The 15,502-nt window shown below is 64.9% G+C and carries 14 protein-coding genes and 4 tRNA genes; 1 reads left to right on the top strand and 17 read right to left on the bottom strand.

The genetic code is table 11. The features are described 5' to 3' along the window. Window positions 1–154 precede the first annotated feature (154 nt). The 13 genes from purD to LKE50_02275 all read right to left on the bottom strand — a co-directional run bounded on the left by purD (window position 155) and on the right by LKE50_02275 (window position 11,460). Entirely contained in the window at window positions 155–1,462 is a 1,308-nt protein-coding gene (purD, locus tag LKE50_02335; GenBank protein ID MCH3967462.1) for a phosphoribosylamine--glycine ligase, read from the bottom strand. Further along, entirely contained in the window at window positions 1,459–2,382 is a 924-nt protein-coding gene (locus tag LKE50_02330) for a DegV family protein (protein MCH3967461.1), read from the bottom strand. The genes purD and LKE50_02330 overlap by 4 nt, the downstream gene beginning before the upstream one ends. Beyond that, the gene (locus LKE50_02325; GenBank protein MCH3967460.1) at window positions 2,375–3,295 is read right to left on the bottom strand and encodes a DegV family protein; all 921 of its coding nucleotides are present in this window, start codon (window positions 3,293–3,295) and stop codon (window positions 2,375–2,377) included. Before LKE50_02325 ends, LKE50_02330 begins: the two co-directional genes overlap by 8 nt. 1 nt (window position 3,296) lies before the next feature. Next, window positions 3,297–4,583, bottom strand: coding sequence for an adenylosuccinate synthase (locus tag LKE50_02320; protein MCH3967459.1), 1,287 nt, complete (start codon window positions 4,581–4,583; stop codon window positions 3,297–3,299). 142 nt (window positions 4,584–4,725) lie between these two features. After that, on the bottom strand, window positions 4,726–6,069 hold the full coding sequence (gene dnaB, locus LKE50_02315) for a replicative DNA helicase (protein MCH3967458.1): 1,344 nt from the start codon (window positions 6,067–6,069) through the stop codon (window positions 4,726–4,728). Between the two features lie 578 nt (window positions 6,070–6,647). Beyond that, window positions 6,648–7,223: a 50S ribosomal protein L9 gene (gene rplI, locus LKE50_02310; GenBank protein MCH3967457.1), complete on the bottom strand. Its 576-nt coding sequence runs from the start codon at window positions 7,221–7,223 to the stop codon at window positions 6,648–6,650. Between the two features lie 43 nt (window positions 7,224–7,266). Continuing rightward, window positions 7,267–8,298 carry a DUF2232 domain-containing protein gene (locus LKE50_02305; GenBank protein MCH3967456.1) on the bottom strand — a complete coding sequence of 344 codons (1,032 nt, stop codon included), beginning with the start codon at window positions 8,296–8,298 and terminating at the stop codon, window positions 7,267–7,269. Window positions 8,299–8,322: 24 nt separating this feature from the next. Continuing rightward, a complete protein-coding gene (rpsR, locus tag LKE50_02300; protein ID MCH3967455.1) occupies window positions 8,323–8,598 on the bottom strand; it encodes a 30S ribosomal protein S18 in 276 nt (91 codons plus the stop codon). Between the two features lie 45 nt (window positions 8,599–8,643). Beyond that, a complete protein-coding gene (gene ssb / locus LKE50_02295; protein ID MCH3967454.1) occupies window positions 8,644–9,132 on the bottom strand; it encodes a single-stranded DNA-binding protein in 489 nt (162 codons plus the stop codon). A gap of 45 nt (window positions 9,133–9,177) precedes the next feature. Next, window positions 9,178–9,471 carry a 30S ribosomal protein S6 gene (gene rpsF, locus LKE50_02290; GenBank protein MCH3967453.1) on the bottom strand — a complete coding sequence of 98 codons (294 nt, stop codon included), beginning with the start codon at window positions 9,469–9,471 and terminating at the stop codon, window positions 9,178–9,180. Window positions 9,472–9,820: 349 nt separating this feature from the next. Continuing rightward, entirely contained in the window at window positions 9,821–11,077 is a 1,257-nt protein-coding gene (locus tag LKE50_02285) for a DUF4013 domain-containing protein (GenBank protein MCH3967452.1), read from the bottom strand. A 164-nt stretch (window positions 11,078–11,241) separates the two neighbouring features. Continuing rightward, window positions 11,242–11,332, bottom strand: a tRNA-Ser gene (locus tag LKE50_02280). A 37-nt stretch (window positions 11,333–11,369) separates the two neighbouring features. Then, window positions 11,370–11,460, bottom strand: a tRNA-Ser gene (locus LKE50_02275). Between the two features lie 153 nt (window positions 11,461–11,613). On the opposite strand from LKE50_02275, the gene LKE50_02270 reads away from it, so the two are divergent. Further along, window positions 11,614–12,405 (top strand): TRIC cation channel family protein, encoded by a 792-nt coding sequence (locus LKE50_02270; GenBank protein MCH3967451.1) that lies wholly within the window; start codon window positions 11,614–11,616, stop codon window positions 12,403–12,405. Between the two features lie 80 nt (window positions 12,406–12,485). Here the strand turns inward: LKE50_02270 and typA are convergent, their stop codons facing one another. The 4 genes from typA to LKE50_02250 all read right to left on the bottom strand — a co-directional run bounded on the left by typA (window position 12,486) and on the right by LKE50_02250 (window position 15,278). Further along, complete coding sequence (gene typA / locus LKE50_02265) at window positions 12,486–14,324, bottom strand: translational GTPase TypA (protein ID MCH3967450.1); 1,839 nt, start codon at window positions 14,322–14,324, stop codon at window positions 12,486–12,488. A 107-nt stretch (window positions 14,325–14,431) separates the two neighbouring features. Beyond that, a complete protein-coding gene (locus LKE50_02260; GenBank protein MCH3967449.1) occupies window positions 14,432–14,887 on the bottom strand; it encodes a hypothetical protein in 456 nt (151 codons plus the stop codon). 134 nt (window positions 14,888–15,021) lie between these two features. Then, window positions 15,022–15,097: transfer RNA gene (locus LKE50_02255), tRNA-Ala, on the bottom strand. 104 nt (window positions 15,098–15,201) lie between these two features. After that, window positions 15,202–15,278 (bottom strand) — tRNA-Ile (locus LKE50_02250). Between the last annotated feature and the right edge of the window lie 224 nt (window positions 15,279–15,502).

The following is a 15,502-nucleotide window of genomic DNA, read 5'->3' as shown; positions in this document are numbered from 1 at the left end:
TCCTGGGACGAGCGGTCGCCATCGAACGTGAAGGCCTCGGCCTGCTCCCTGATGCCGTCGAGGGCCGCGTCACGGGCCTTCCCCAGGGCGTCGGCATCGCCAGGGACCACAAGGGAGTCGTGCTCGGAACCGACCTTCCGTGGTGCCGTCATGCCTACACCTCCCAGGCGTCGCGTCCGCGCAGGGCGCGGAGCCCGATGTCACGACGAAGCGTCTTGCCCTCGAAGTCAATGAGGTCGCAGGCGGCATAGGCCCCGTCGCGAGCGGCCTCGAACGTGTCAGCGACGCAGGTGACATCGAGCACGCGTCCCCCAGCCGTCACAAGCGTGCCATCAGCCGCAAGCGCGGTGCCCGCGTGGTACACGGTCACGCCGGGGTTCCTCTCGGCATCCGTTATGCCCTTGATGGGCTTGCCCTTCTCGTAGGGACCGGGATAGCCCGCGCTCGTGAGCACCACGGAGACCGCCCAGTCGTCTGCCCATGAGATGTCGGCAGCGTCGAGCGTGCCGGCATCGCAGGCGAGGAAGGCCTCGACCAGGTCCCCGCGCATGCGCGGCAGCACGACCTGGGTCTCGGGGTCGCCGAAGCGGGCGTTGAACTCGAGGACCTTGGGACCGTCCTTGGTGAGCATGAAGCCGCCGTAGAGGCACCCCGAGTAGCGGATGCCCTCATGGGTGAGCTCGGCCAGGACACGCTCCTCGATGTTCGTCATCTCGGCAAGCTCGGCGTCCGTCACGAAGGGGACGGGCGAATAGACGCCCATGCCGCCCGTGTTGGGTCCTCGGTCCCCCTCGAGGGCACGCTTATGGTCCTGCGAGCTCGCGAGGGGTACGAGCGTCGTGCCGTCGGTGAGGGCCAGGAGGCTCACCTCAGGACCCTTGAGGAACTCCTCGACCACGACGGTCGAGCCAGCCGCGCCGAACTGTCCCGAGAAGCACTCGTGGACCCCGGCCAAGGCCTCGTCGGTGTTTGCCGCCACGATCACGCCCTTGCCGGCAGCCAGCCCGTCGGCCTTGACGACGCAGGCACACCCCAGCTCGCGAACATAGTCTGCGGCCGGGCTCTCCTCGGTGAAGGAGCGATAGCGCGCGGTGGGGACGCCAGCCGCCTCCATGACCTGCTTGGCGAAGACCTTCGAGCCCTCCATCTGAGCCGCGTCGGCGTTGGGTCCGAAGACCGGGATCCCCGCCGCGCGCACCGCGTCGCCGACGCCGTCGACGAGGGGCACCTCGGGACCGATCACCACGAGGCCGATGTGCTCGCGCGTGGCGAAGTCCGCCACGGCAGCAGGGTCGTCCTGGTCGACGGGAGCCGCCTCCGCCATGGAGAGCATCCCTCCGTTTCCGGGCGCGACCCAGAGCCTGCCAGCACGAGGGCTCTCGGCGAGCTTCTTGAGCAGGGCATGCTCGCGGCCGCCAGCTCCGAGCACGAGGATGTCGATGACGCTGTCTGACATGGTCACTCCCCTCCGGCCGGCGAGGTCTCGCCGGCATCTTCCTTCACGTTCGCATGATAGACCGCGTCCGCGGCCACGACCCCCACCGACACCAGACCGACACCGGTGTGCGTCGCGATGACCGGGTCACAGTCATAGGTCCCCTGCACGTCGACCTCGAGGCCGGCCGATCGCATGGCCCCGAGGAGCTGGTCGGCACCCGCCCTGTTCCTCACCTGGATGAAGGTGACGACCACATGGGCGCCCTCCCCCATCAGCCTCACCAGACGGTGGGCTATCCACTGGTAGGCCCCTCGGGCGCCACGGGCCTTGTGGATGGGGATGATGGCACCGGCATCGTCGAGCGTCAGGTTGACCTTGATGTCGAAGAGCGAGGTCGCAAAGCCGGCCAGCTTGGTGCAGCGACCGTTCTTCACCAGGTTGTCGAGGGTGTCGGGGACGAACAGCGACGAGAGTCCCGCCGAGAAGGACCTCACGTGGTCGATCGTCGCCTCGAGCGACTCACCGGCATCACGCATCCTGACGGCCTCCTTGAGCGCCATGCCGTGCCCCATCGAGGCCAGATGGGTGTCCACGACCCTGACATCGGCAGAGGAGCCCTCGGCGGCAAGGCTCGCCGAGTTATAGGTCCCCGAGAGGGCCTGCGAGATGGTGAGGACGAGGATGCGCCTGGCGCCCGAGGCCTCCAGGTCTGCATACGCCTTCCCGAACATGTCGGGGGACGGCTGCGAGCTGTGCGGCAGTTCGGGGGAGGCCGCCATGAGGTCGTAGAACTCCTCGGGCTTGACCTCGACCTCGTCGAGAAGCGCGCGCTCACCGACGAAGACGGTGAGCGGCACCATCGCCACCCCCATCCCGTCGAGCTCGGCAAGGGGTATGTCACAGGTGCTGTCGGTGACGATCTCGAAGTCGTGGGGACTAGACATGGGTCTCTCCCTTGGATGCGGCGTCGTTCGGGACAGGTAGGTGGCGGACGGGCGCGAAGGCGATGCCGACGGCCCCTATGCCAGCATGCGTCGCCACGGAGGGGCTCGCCGTCTCGACCGCCACGCATCGGCTCTCGAACTCGTTGGTGTCGAGGGGCTTCTCGAGATGCTCCAACAGATGTGGGATGCCAGCCGCGACCTCGACATACATGAGGGGGCCCTCCTGGGCCGCCGTCTTGCTCATGATGCGGGCGATGCGCCCGGTAAGGTCGGTGAGGTCGGGCGACAGGGCATCCCGGACGACCGTGCCTTCCTTCGAGACATGGAGCATCGGAAGCGACCCCGAGAGGCGCGCCAGCAGACCAAAACCACGACCAGCCGCATACATGCTGGTGGATGGCGCCACGAAGTAGAGCGAGGCATGACTGGCGACCTCGTCGGCACGTTCGAGGGCCTCCTCGAGGGACGCACCGCGGTCGCGCTCCATGACGACCGCCCGGACCACGAGGCCCTCGGCCGCGCTCGCGGTCGCCGTGTCGAACACGCGGCACGGGACCCGCTTGTTGGCATCGCGGGCTGCAGTGGTGGCCGACGAGACGGTCTCGGAGAGCCCACCCGACACATGCACGCTCAGAATGGCCTTCGCGCCCCGTGCGATCACCTTGTCATAGACGCGCGAGACGTCGGCAGGGGACGGCTGGGAGGTCGTGGGTTGCACCTTCCCGGATGCGACCCGCTCATAGAACTCGGCAGGGAACAGGTCGGCGTCGTCGGCAAGGTCCTGACCGCCCAATCGGATGCGCATGGGGACCACGGCCACGTCATGCGCGGCGAGGTAGGCGAGCGACAGGTCGCTCGCCGCATCGGTCACGATATCAAACCGACGCTCCGGCTGGCACCCCTGCTCGGTCATGCTACTTCCAGTGGCGGTTGATGGTCTGCTCGCGGTCGGGGCCCACGGCGACGATGGAGACGCGCACGTCGGAGAGCTGCTCGATGAGGTCGAGGTAGTCCTTGGCCTCGCGCGGCAGGTCGTAGTAGTTGCGGCAGTCGGAGATGTCGCACTTCCAGCCAGGCATCTCGACGTAGACGGGCTTGGCATGGTAGAAGACGGACTGGTGCTCGGGCACGGTGGTGTAGCGGACGCCGTCGCACTCGTAGGCGGTGCAGACCTTGATGGTGTCGAGGCAGCCGAGCACGTCGAGCTTGGTGACCGCGAGGTCGGTGAGACCGTTCACGCGGGCGGCATAGTTCACGACGACGGCGTCGTACCAGCCGCAGCGGCGCTTGCGCCCGGTGGTCACGCCATACTCATGGCCGACCTCGCCGAGCTTGTCGCCGATGGGGTCTCCCTGCGGGAGCTCCGTGGGGAACGGACCCGAGCCGACGCGCGTGAGGTAGGCCTTGGCGATGCCGAGGACGCGCCCGATGTTGGTGGGTCCCACGCCCGAGCCCGTCACGGCACCGCCCGCGGTGCAGTTCGAGCTCGTGACGAACGGGTAGGTTCCATGGTCGATGTCGAGCATGGTGGCCTGGGCGCCCTCGAACAGGATGTTGTCACCCTCGGCAAGCATGTCGTTCAGGAGCTTGGAGCTCTCGACGATGTGCGGCTTCAGACGCTCGGCATAGGGCAGATAGGTCTCACAGATCTGGTCCACCGTGTAGGTGGGCATGCCATAGACCTTCTCGAGAATGGCGTTCTTCTCGACAAGCGCGGCCTCGAGCTTCTGGCGGAAGATCTTCTCGTCGAGCATGTCCTGGATGCGGAGGCCGGTGCGACCCATCTTGTCCTGATAGCAGGGACCGACGCCGCGGTGCGTGGTGCCGATGAGGTTCTTGCCGAGGCGACGCTCGTTGGCCCCGTCGAGGTCCATGTGATAGGGCATCACGATGTGCGCGTTGCCCGAGATCTTGAGGAGCTCGCACGAGACGTCCTGGGACTCGAGCATGTCCATCTCGTCGAGAAGGACCTTGGGGTCGACGATGCAGCCGTTGCCGATGACCGGCGTGACGCCCTCATACATGACGCCCGAGGGGACCTGGTGGAGGCCGAACTTATGCCCGTTCGCGATGACCGTGTGCCCGGCATTGGCACCGCCCTGGTAGCGGCAGACGCAATCGAAGTCACCGGAGATGAGGTCAGTCACCTTGCCCTTGCCCTCGTCGCCCCACTGAGTACCGACCAGAACCGTTGCAGGCATGGATTACTCCCATCGTGGACGTGGATGCAGGGCGCATCGGCCTCGCCGAGGCGCACAGCCTTGAGTATACGGCATGCGGCAGGCACATCCAGCCACAGCCGTGAGTCCCTCACAACCGCCCTTGACAGGCCGCGCGCGGCACCTACTCGTCGAAGTGCTTCTCGACCTCGACGAACTTGGTGGAGTTGGGAAGGAAGGTCAGTTCGACGATGCCGAGCGGACCCGAACGGTTCTTGGCGATGATGAACTCGGTCACGCCCGCATCGGGACGGTCGTCACGCTCGGCCTCCTCGTCGGTCATGGAGCGGTCGAGGAGGATGACGATGTCGGCGTCCTGTTCGATGGAGCCCGACTCGCGCAGGTCTGAGAGTTGGGGGCGCTTGCTCATGCCGCCACGGCTGGTACGATTCTCGACGCCACGATTGAGCTGCGAGAGCGCGACGACGGGAACGCCGAGGTCCTTGGCCATGATCTTGATGCCACGGCTCATCTCCGAGACCTCCGTGGCGCGGCTGTCGGAGCGCCTTCCCGGAGGAGGGCTCAGGAGCTGCAGGTAGTCGACGACCACGATGCCATGCTCCTTCTCATGGAGCATCCGGCGGGCCTTGGCACGAATCTCGGTCACCGTGATACCCGGCGTGTCATCGATCATGATGTCGAGTTGAGCGAGGTCACGGGTGGCATCGAGAATCCGCGTCCAGTCCTCGGCGTGGATGTTGGCCGCTCGGATCTGCTGCAGGTCGATCTTGGCATACGAGGACAGCAGGCGCTGCGCGATCTCGACCTTGCTCATCTCGAGCGAGAAGAACGCCACGGAGGCCCCAGCCGCCGCCGCCTGCGTGACGAGGTTGAGCGCGAACGAGGTCTTGCCGACGCCAGGACGGGCACCGATGACGACCATCTGGCCAGGGCGCAGGCCGAGGAGCTTGTCGTCGATCCCCTTGAACCCGGTGTTCACTCCGAAGGTGTGCGACTGGTCCTCGCACATCTTCGAGAGGTCGGTGTAGAGCTCGTCCATGACCTGGTCGATCGTGGAGTAGGAGTTGGCCACCTCGCGGTCGGTCACGTCGAGGATGAGCTTCTCGGCCTTGTCGACGACCTCCTTGGTGTCCTCGGGGGCATCGAAGGCGACGGCGCAGACCTCGGCGGAGGCCTCGATGATGTTGCGCAGGAGCGAGTCGCGACGCAGCATCTCGGCATGGTGCCGCCAGCCGGCGAGGGAGAAGGTGTCGTTGCTGAGGTCGAGCAGGTAGGCCCTGCCGCCGACGCGCTCGAGCTGGCCCTGGGAGTTAAGGTAGTCGGCCAGCGAGACGGGGTCGACCGGCTGGTTGCGGTCGAACATCTCACGGAGGGCCGCATAGATGGCACGGTTGGACGGGAGGTAGAAGTCCTTCTCGTCAAGCTCGACAAGGGCATCCTGGAGGACGTCCTGCGAGAGGATCATGGCCGAGAGCACCGAGCGCTCGGCTGCGACGTCCTGCGGCATGCTGCGCTCGGAGGCGGACGTCACGGGCGCGAGGTCCACGGGAGGCTCGTCCCACGGCTCGTCCGAGCGCATATGGGCGCCCTTGGCACCTACGCCATACGAACCCTGAGCCATTCGTCCTCCCCTCGGCATCCCTTGGTCGCATCCGTCGCACACGGAGCGCTTGAGCATCCTAACGCATTCCGGCGTCCTCGGGCGCGCAGGCGGAGGCCCGGGACATACCAGACCAGGCGCCTGTCTAAAGCTTCACCCATCCATCCCGCACGATGCTGCTTTTCACAGTTTTCAACATTTTCTGAGTGACTTTGTAAACGGCAGCCCGGGTCATACGGCAGTGCCCCACCCCTTATGCACCCATTTTCATCAGACTCCGGGTAAATTACCACCCATACAAACCAATGCCCATATAACCCCAGGTAGCTGTTCTATCGTATTCACCCGAGAAGTGCATGCACCCTCCCTGGCATGTGCCAGGGAGGGTGCATGGGTGTCGCCCTTCGTCGGCTACCAGGCATTCCTGCAGACACCATCGCGATGCCATTTGTCGAAATCCCTGATAGAAGAATATGCGACGAGAATTACTCGGCGGCCTCGGTAGACTGGTCGGCCTCGGGAGCCGCAGCCTCGTCGGTCGCAGCCTCAGGCTCGACCTCAGGGGCCTCTGCCTCGGCATCGGAAGCCTCAGGCTCGACCTCAGGGGCCTCTGCCTCGGGCTTACCGACCTGGAGCGTGACCTTGGCCTCGATGTCACGGTAGAAGTTCACCATGACCTCGTGGCGCCCTGCCGTCTTGATGGCATGGTTGAGACCGATGCGCTTGCGGTCGACGTCGACGCCGAGCTGCTCGTGGACGGCCTCGGCGATCATGGTCGAGGTGACAGACCCGAAGAGCTGGCCTTCCTCGCCGATCTTCGCGTCGATCGTGACGGTCTTGCCGTCGAGGGCGGCCTTCATCTCGTTGGCTGTGGAGATGCGCTTGTCCTCGCGCTTGACGATGTTGTGACGACGCTCGTCGAGCTGCTTGATGTTGCCGGGGGTCGCGGGGAGGGCGAGGCGCTTGGGGAACAGGCAGTTCTCCGCATAGCCCTGGGCGACGTCGACGACGTCTCCCTCTCCACCCTTGCCCCTGAGCTCACCCAGAAGGATGACTTTCATGGACACTCCTTTGGTTGGCCGGCACGGATGCGCCGGCTAGATATTACTCTGCGATCTGCTTGGGTCCTGGACCGCTCCCGCGATCGAGATGACGGAAGTTGGCCCAGAAGTCCACCAGACCGAAAACGCTCAGGACCATGAACGAGATCTCAAGGTCCACCGCGACGAACAAGAGAAGCACCTGCAGGAAGCAGCCGAGATGCCATCGCCCCATGAGGCTGGAGAGCACCCCGAGCCCTTGCACGGCAAAGAGCGGCCGCAGCGCGAGCAGGAGGTTGACGCCCAGGAGCAGGAGCACGTCGGCCTGGTCGGTCAGGACCTTCGAGGCCCCTACCAACGCGATGCCGACGCCCAGACCGATGACGGGCCAGCGCGGCATGTCGAAGGTCGCGACGGGCGCGGGCGTGGACGCCTCGGTGGTGCCACGCCTCCCTGCCAGCCACGCCCCAAGGTAGGAGCCGGCCACGAAGGCGAGTGCCATGAGGTAGTACGACACCGGCCAGATGACCGACATGACCTGCGCGATCTGGCTGGCCATGGACTGGTACCCGACACCCATCTGGCTCACCAACGTACTGGCAAGCTCGCTGGATGCCTGGGATGCCACGGCGAGGACGTCCGTGCCCTCCATGAGCGGCACCGCGATGTCGATGCCAAGGAGCACCGCCATGACGGCTCCGACCAGGACCGCGCCAAGCGTGAGGGTCATGCGACCCCTCGATGCCAACGCCGCCACCAGGCACGCCACGACACACGAGACGAGGCCGGAGATCAGGTCGTTCGGCGAGAAGAACACGCACGCCACGACGGCCGACGCGACGCAGGCGACGACGCCCGCCGCCCACCACGCACGGGAACGCCCCTTCGTGAGGACGATGAGCCCGTATCCCATGCAGATGCCGGCCAGGACGAGCGCATACCCGCAGAGCAGACCACCCAGCACGCACCACGTGATGCCGACGACGACAGGGAGCCATGGCGAGCGGTCGACGTTTCCGCCGTCCGTCCGTGCGAGCCCCATGCCCGGGTCATTCGACCCGTTCGCGACGTTGTCTGTGTCGGTCTCCTGTGACACGTGCCCTGCTTCCCGTTCGGTCTCTTAGGAACGGTCGCGGTCGCGCCCACGGCCACCGCGGCTGGAGACCACGGGGACGGTATAGGGCAGGAGAGCCATCTCGCGGGCGCGCTTGATGGCGACCGCGACTTTGTGCTGGTGCTGCGTGCAGGCGCCAGTGACACGACGGGGCTTGATTTTGCCACGGTCGGTCATGTACTTGCGAAGGAGCTGAGTGTCCTTGTAATCGATGAACTCAGTGTCTTCCTTGCAGAACTGGCAATACTTGCGACGCGGCTGACGCTGGTACTCAGTAGCCATGTCTCATTACCTTTCTTCTGGCGGACAAGTCCGCCGCTTACATACTTAGAACGGGATGTCCTCGTCGTAGACGTTGTCCGTCGGAGGAGCGCTGACAGGTGCGGGAGCCTGTTGGGGCTCAGGAGCGCCGGCGGGTGCCGGGGCCGGTGCGGAGTAGGAGGGCTGCTGCGGGGCATAGGTCTGCTGCGATGACTGCTGCTGAGCGTTACGTGAGCTCAGGAACTCGACCTCGTCGACGTAGACCTCGACCTTGCTGCGCTTGACGCCGTCCTTCTCCCAAGAGGACCAGTGAAGACGGCCCTCGAGGGCCACCTTGGTCCCACGCTTGAGATAGTTGGCAAGGGCATTGGCGCGGTTGCCCCACATGACGCAGTCAATAAAGTTGGGATAGTCTTCCCATTCACCAGTCTGGTTGTTCTTGCGACGGTCGTTCACGGCGACACCGAAGCGAAGGATTGCCGTGCCTGACTGTGTCTGCCTGAGCTCGCTGTCGCGGGTCAGGTTTCCAGAAATGTTCACCCTGTTGATGCTCATGTCTCTCACACCTCTCTTGCGGGCTCGCAAGCCCACGCTTCCAGTCTACTGACGATCCGGACGGGCAGTAATCATGTGGCGCTTGACGGCGTCGTTGATGCGCAGGACGCGGTCGAGCTCCTGAATCTGCGTGGGATCTGCGTGGAAGTCGATAAGGGTGTAGTCACCCTCAGCGAGGTTGTCGATCTCGTAGGCGAGCTTGCGCTTGCCCCAGTTGTCGACGTTGTCGACCTGGCCACCGTTGTCGGTGATTGCGACGTCGATGCGCTTCATGACGCCGGCGCGCGCTTCCTCATTGATAGAGGGATCGACAAAGAACAGCAGTTCATAAGCCTTCATGTGGTCACCTCCTCTGGGCTGATGGCTCCGGGACATGAAGGCACGCCCGGGGCAGGAAAGGTTCGGTGTTCGATACTACCACAGACAGAGGCTGCTCCAGCAACTGAACACACTCGTCCTCTCCCGCCATCCCACGAAGTTCGCTGATGCCATGGTAGCGGGCGCTCCTGACACCAATTCGGACCCGACTGCCAACGACCTGACAGGATGCCGACACCCGCCTGCTCAGTGGACGTTTCGGCGCCTATCGACCACCGACCGGCCAGGCGAGCCCCCATGAGATGCACAGAAGAGGGGGCGCCGGACACGCATGGTCCGACGCCCCCCACCATCCAAGCTGCCTCGGGTTCTAGCCCTCGTCCGGCGCGTCCGCCGACTCTCCTGGCCTCTCGCCCTCGGTACCTGCCACGGCATCAGACGGGGACGTGTCGGACTCGTCCACGGATGCTGCAGACTTCCCTGGCTCGTCGGTCGCGTCCTGCTCGGGGACGGGCGGGACGATGATCGGGGTCACCTGCTCGTCTGCGTGGGCCTCGGGCGCAGGTGTGGTCGGCTGCGCAGGTGCCTCGGGCGCGGGGGCAACGGATTCAGCGGCGGGTGTGGGCTGAGACCCGGAGGTCGGCGTCGGGGAAACGGGCACCGCGGTCTGCTCAGGGACCATGGATGCATCCACAGGCATGGGCCTCTCCGGCTCCACAGGTTGCTCAGGGGCGACGGGGGCCATCGGTGCCTCGGGGGGCACAGGTGCCGTAGCCGCCGTGGCTGGCACGTCGAGCGTCCCTTGAGGAAGCTCGGCGTCGGAGTTGCCCCATGCCGGGACGTCGAACTGACGGAGCCACAAGCCGCAGGCGTTCACGACGACGAGCTCGAAGAGGATACCCACGAAGGCGCAGGCGAAGATGCCGATGACGAGGACAGGCGCCATGCCTGCCAGCATGGAGAGCACCATCTGGATGATGCCGGCCGTCATGGCAGAGCCGGAGTAATACGAGAGATAGCTAAGCTGCGAGCCATAGGTGATCAGCGTGGGAACCCAGGAGATGAAGAAGCAGACGACCATGACGAGCAGGATCGCGCAGACGGCCAACCCGCCCAGGACGGCGATGCCGGCGATGCGGGCGATGCCACCGAAGTCATGGCTCACCATCTGCCAGATCCTGTCCAGGCGGAAGCCGGCCTTGAAGTCCTGATAGATGGTGGCACGGATCTGAGCCACCACCTCCACGATGGCAATGAAGATGGTGCAGATCGACCAGCAGAAGCGCACGAAGCTCTGTACCCCGTCGTTCCACGAGAAGAGGTAGCCGAGCACCGTGCCCACGAGCCATATCATGACGCCCCAGCCAAGGGCCACCACGAAGCCGCGCCACCCTGACTTGATGAGCTCTCCCACGCGCACGTCATGCTGCTTGGGAGCGGAGTCCACGTTCCACGCGGTGAGTCGCACCCATTCGAGGCAGTAGCCCAGCAGGGCGAGCGGACCCACCACCGGTACGAGCCAGGCGACGGCCAGCACGAGCACGGGCTTCACCCATCCCTTGTCGCGCGTGAGCATCGCCCACGAGCGTGAGAAGTACCTGTCGTTCTGGAAGCCGGAACTCTGCATGGTCTCTCCCTCATGTCATGCGCAGCCACCAGAAGCGGTGCGCGCCGGTGAAGCTGAGGCAAGTATACCTACAACACCTGACAGCATCACAAGCCGACAGCCGCATGCCACGAGGTGCGCCAAGAAGAAGGGCCGACCCCTTGTGGGGCCGGCCCTGGACGTTCTGGCGGAGAGGGAGAGATTCGAACTCTCGTAGCCACAGTGTGGCTAAACGGTTTTCGAGACCGCCGCATTCAACCGCTCTGCCACCTCTCCGTGAGGTGTAGCGACGCTGGCGCGCCGCGGGATGTGCTGGCGGAGAGTCGGGGATTTGAACCCCGGAGACGCTTTAGACGCCTACACGATTTCCAATCGTGCTCCTTAAGCCGCTCGGACAACTCTCCAAGTTGTGCGTAGGCCAGTTTACACTAACCTCGGCCATATCGCACGGGCAATCCGCCAGTCGCCTACCGCTCGCGCACATTCACGACATCCCCGACGGGACGTACCGTCATACTACAGGCGTCGTCCAAGCCCGTCGTCCATCAGGAGCGGCCGTGCTCTCCTTCTTCACCACCCTCGCGCCCGAGGTCAGCGCCCTTGCCATCCCGGTCTGGCTCGACCTCGCCGCCGTCGTCGTCGGCGGGATCAACGGCGTGCTCACCGCCTGCGACCGCAAGCTCGACCTCGTCGGGGCCGTCGGCCTCTCCATCGTGTGTGGCCTTGGCGGCGGTCTCATCCGCGACATCACCATGCAGACGGGCCATGTCTATATGCTCGAGTCTCCCTATGCCATCGTGGTAGCTGTCATCTGCGGCATCGTCGTCTTCTACTTCCACGGGGCGTTCTCGCACATCGACCATGCCATCGCATGGGTGGACATCATATCGGTGGGCCTGTTCGCGGCGCTCGGTACCGACAAGGCCGTGATGTACGACCTGCTTCCCGTGAATGCCGTCCTCATGGGCACCCTCACCGGCGTGGGCGGTGGCATGCTCCGCGACATCTTCCTCGGTGACATCCCCCACATCTTCAGGCCGAGCCACCTCTATGCCCTCTGTGCCGTGTCCGGCTCCGCGGTCTATTACGCGGCGGTCGTCGTCGGACACCTCAGCAAGCCTTGGGCCGTGGCGGCGTGCGTCATCGTCACCGTCGCGCTCCGGACATGGTCGCTGCGCTGTGACATCAAGTCACCCGCCGGCATCGACCTCACGCCCAAGGTGGTCGAGCCGGTCCGGAAGGCCCGGGAGACCCTCCACTCCGACACGGTCAGCTGGCATATGGGCGGTCCCCACAACGGTGCCCACTCCCCTGCCGACGAGAAGGACCCCGCGCGCAAGGGACGCTAGCGCTTCGTCATCCCAACAAAAGGAGGGACGCGGCAGGCCCGAGGGCCCACCGCGTCCCATCGACACGTTGCCATCCTGGCCTACTTGTTGACCAGTCCTGCACGCACGTTGGCCTTCTTGCGGTCGGTGGTGCCCAGCACGCGCTTACGGAGGCGGACGTTCTTGGGTGTGACCTCGACGAGCTCGTCATCCATGATGTACTCGAGGGCCTCCTCGAGCGTGAACGTGCGCGGGGGGGTGAGCTGCACGGCGATGTCTGCGGTGCTCGAGCGCTGGTTGCCCAGGCTCTTGGTGCGGGCGACGTTGACGACCATGTCGCCGGGCTTGGAGCGCTCGCCCACGACCATGCCCTCGTAGCACTCGTCGCCAGGACCCACGAACATGGTGCCGCGGTCCTGCAGGGTGCCGAGCGCATAGGCGACGGCCTTCTCGGTCGACATCGAGATCATGGCACCGTTGTTGCGCGAGCCGATGTCACCCGCATAGGGACCGTACTCGAGGAACGTGTGATAGAAGACGCCCTCGCCGTGGGTGACGTTCAGGATGCGGTTCTTGAGACCCATGATGCCACGCGTCGGGATCTTGAACTCGATGTGGGTGACCTGCTCGCCGGCCTCCATGTTGGTCATGGTGCCACCTGCGTCACCGAAGACCTCGATGACCTTGCCCGAGTACTCGCCGGGGCACTCGACGACGGCCTGCTCGACGGGCTCGAGCTTGTTGCCGTGCTCGTCCTTCTTGAACAGCACGCGAGGACGACCGACCTGGAACTCGAATCCCTCGCGGCGCATGGCCTCCATGAGGACCGAGAGGTGCAGGATGCCGCGGCCGGCAACCTCGACGCCGGTCTTGTCGGGAAGCTCCTCGATGCGCATCGTGACGTTGTTCTCGCGCTCGAGCATGAGGCGCTCCTTGAGCTGGCGGGCACCTACGATGTCGCCGTCACGCCCGACGAGCGGGCTCGTCGAGGACTCGAAGACGATGGCCATCGTGGGAGGGTCGATCTCGATGGGGTCGAGCTCGACGGGGTTCTCGGGGTCTGTGTAGACGTCGCCGATGTCGGTCTTGTCCACACCCACCACGGCACCGATGTCGCCAGCGGTGACCTCGTCACACTCCTTGCGACCCAGATAGTCGAAGGTGAAGAGCTGCTTGACCTGTGCCATCGCACGCTCGCCGTCATTCTTGACCACGAGGATGTTGTCGTTGGTGTGGATGGTGCCCGAGTAGACACGCCCGATGCCGATGCGGCCCACGTACTCCGAGTGGTCGATGGTGACGCACTGCATGGCAAGGGGGCCGTCCGGGTCGGCGTCAGGGGCTGGCATGTCCGAGACGATCATGTCGAGCAGCGGGAACATGTCGTCATTGTCGTCGTCGGGCTGGAGACGCGCGTAGCCGTTCATGGCGCTCGCGAAGACGACGTGCTCCATGGTGAACTCGAGCTGCTCGTCAGTGGCACCGAGGTCCATCATGAGGTCCAGGGAGTCGTTCACGGCCTTCTTGGGGTTGGCACCGGGGCGGTCGATCTTGTTGACGACGAGCATGATGGAGAGGCTCGCGTCGATGGCGTGGCGCAGCACGAAGCGCGTCTGGGGCATGGGACCCTCGAAGGCGTCGACGAGGAGCAGGGCACCGTCGGCCATCTTGAGCACGCGCTCGACCTCGCCACCGAAGTCGGCATGGCCCGGCGTGTCGATGACGTTGATCTTGACGTCCTTGTACTCGATGGAGATGTTCTTGGCGAGGATGGTGATGCCGCGCTCGCGCTCCTGGTCGTTCGAGTCGAGCACGCGGTCCTGCACCTGCTGGTTCGCGCGGAACGCGTCTGTCGCGCGCAGGAGCTTGTCCACGAGGGTGGTCTTGCCGTGGTCGACGTGGGCGATGATGGCGATGTTCCTGAGGTTCTCCTGGCGCATATGTCTTCCTCACTGTCGTACTGCCGCATCATGCGGCGCTACCTACCTATGGCAGACGGCATGCCGTCCGTGCCGTGCCGCACGAAGACGGCGCAACCTTCAACATTCTATAACAGGAGCGGTACCTCACCAGCTGGCTCTGGATCACTCCACGAGAAGCCCTCGCCGAGACCGACGCCGTTCACGAGGACGAACGCAGAGTAGCCAGATAGGGCCCCCTTCTCGCCGAACTCGAGGATGAGGGCATCCTGATAGGCGTCCCTCTCGTCGGCCACGGCGCCCTCGTAGACGATGGCATAGCAGCGAGGCGTGCCGACGCCAGAGGCCTCGTCGCCTCCCGTCCGGTCGAGCCGTCGGACCCACTCACGAGCAGCCGCAATGCACGCCTCGGGGCCATCGTCCTCGAACTCGCAGGTCACACGCGTACCACCGGCATCCATGGCCTCGGCGACGGCGAGGACCTCTCCCCCGCCGGCAAGGCGGTCGAGCGCAAGGCCGAGAAGCTCCTGCCCCAGCTGGTCGAGCTCGGGCGAGATGCCCCCGTCGGACGGTCGTGTTCCCATGGCGCTCCCTCGAGACGTTGTCGGCGGATGACAGGACGAACGCTCGTCCCTCTCGGCAGGTGGATGCATCCGACTGCCAATCACTCACATGATAGAAAAAGGCGGACCGGTGTGCCCGGCCCGCCTCTGGCGTGTGGTGGAGACGAAGGGGATCGAACCCTCGACCTCAGGCTTGCAAAGCCCGCGCTCTCCCAACTGAGCTACGTCCCCGAACGTGCGTCGCCACTAAGGAATACGAGGTGACGGCTACCTTAGAAAGTAATAATCGCCCCAGCGGCGACTCGGCTCACGCTGGGGCGATTATTGTCAAAAGGTGGTGGGCCCGACAAGGTTCGAACTTGTGACCTCCCGGTTATCAGCCGGACGCTCTAACCAACTGAGCTACGGGCCCGACGCGCTAGATGATGGTAGCGCACGCCCAAAGCCAGGTCAACACCAAAGATGCACCTCCATGTGGACTCTTCGTGGGCGACAGGAGTCCGAATGGGCCGATGACCATGATGGTTTCGTGAGGTCGAAGGCCCTGTCGTCCGGTCCCTGTGCTAAGGTTTCCTCCCCCATGGCGCCCATGGGGAACCGCTGGGAATCGCTCGTGGCACGGTCGCATGAATACCA

Source organism: Atopobiaceae bacterium, from assembly GCA_022483015.1.
Classification (GTDB): domain Bacteria; phylum Actinomycetota; class Coriobacteriia; order Coriobacteriales; family Atopobiaceae; genus JALCUE01.
This window is presented reverse-complemented; position numbering and strand designations above follow the sequence as displayed.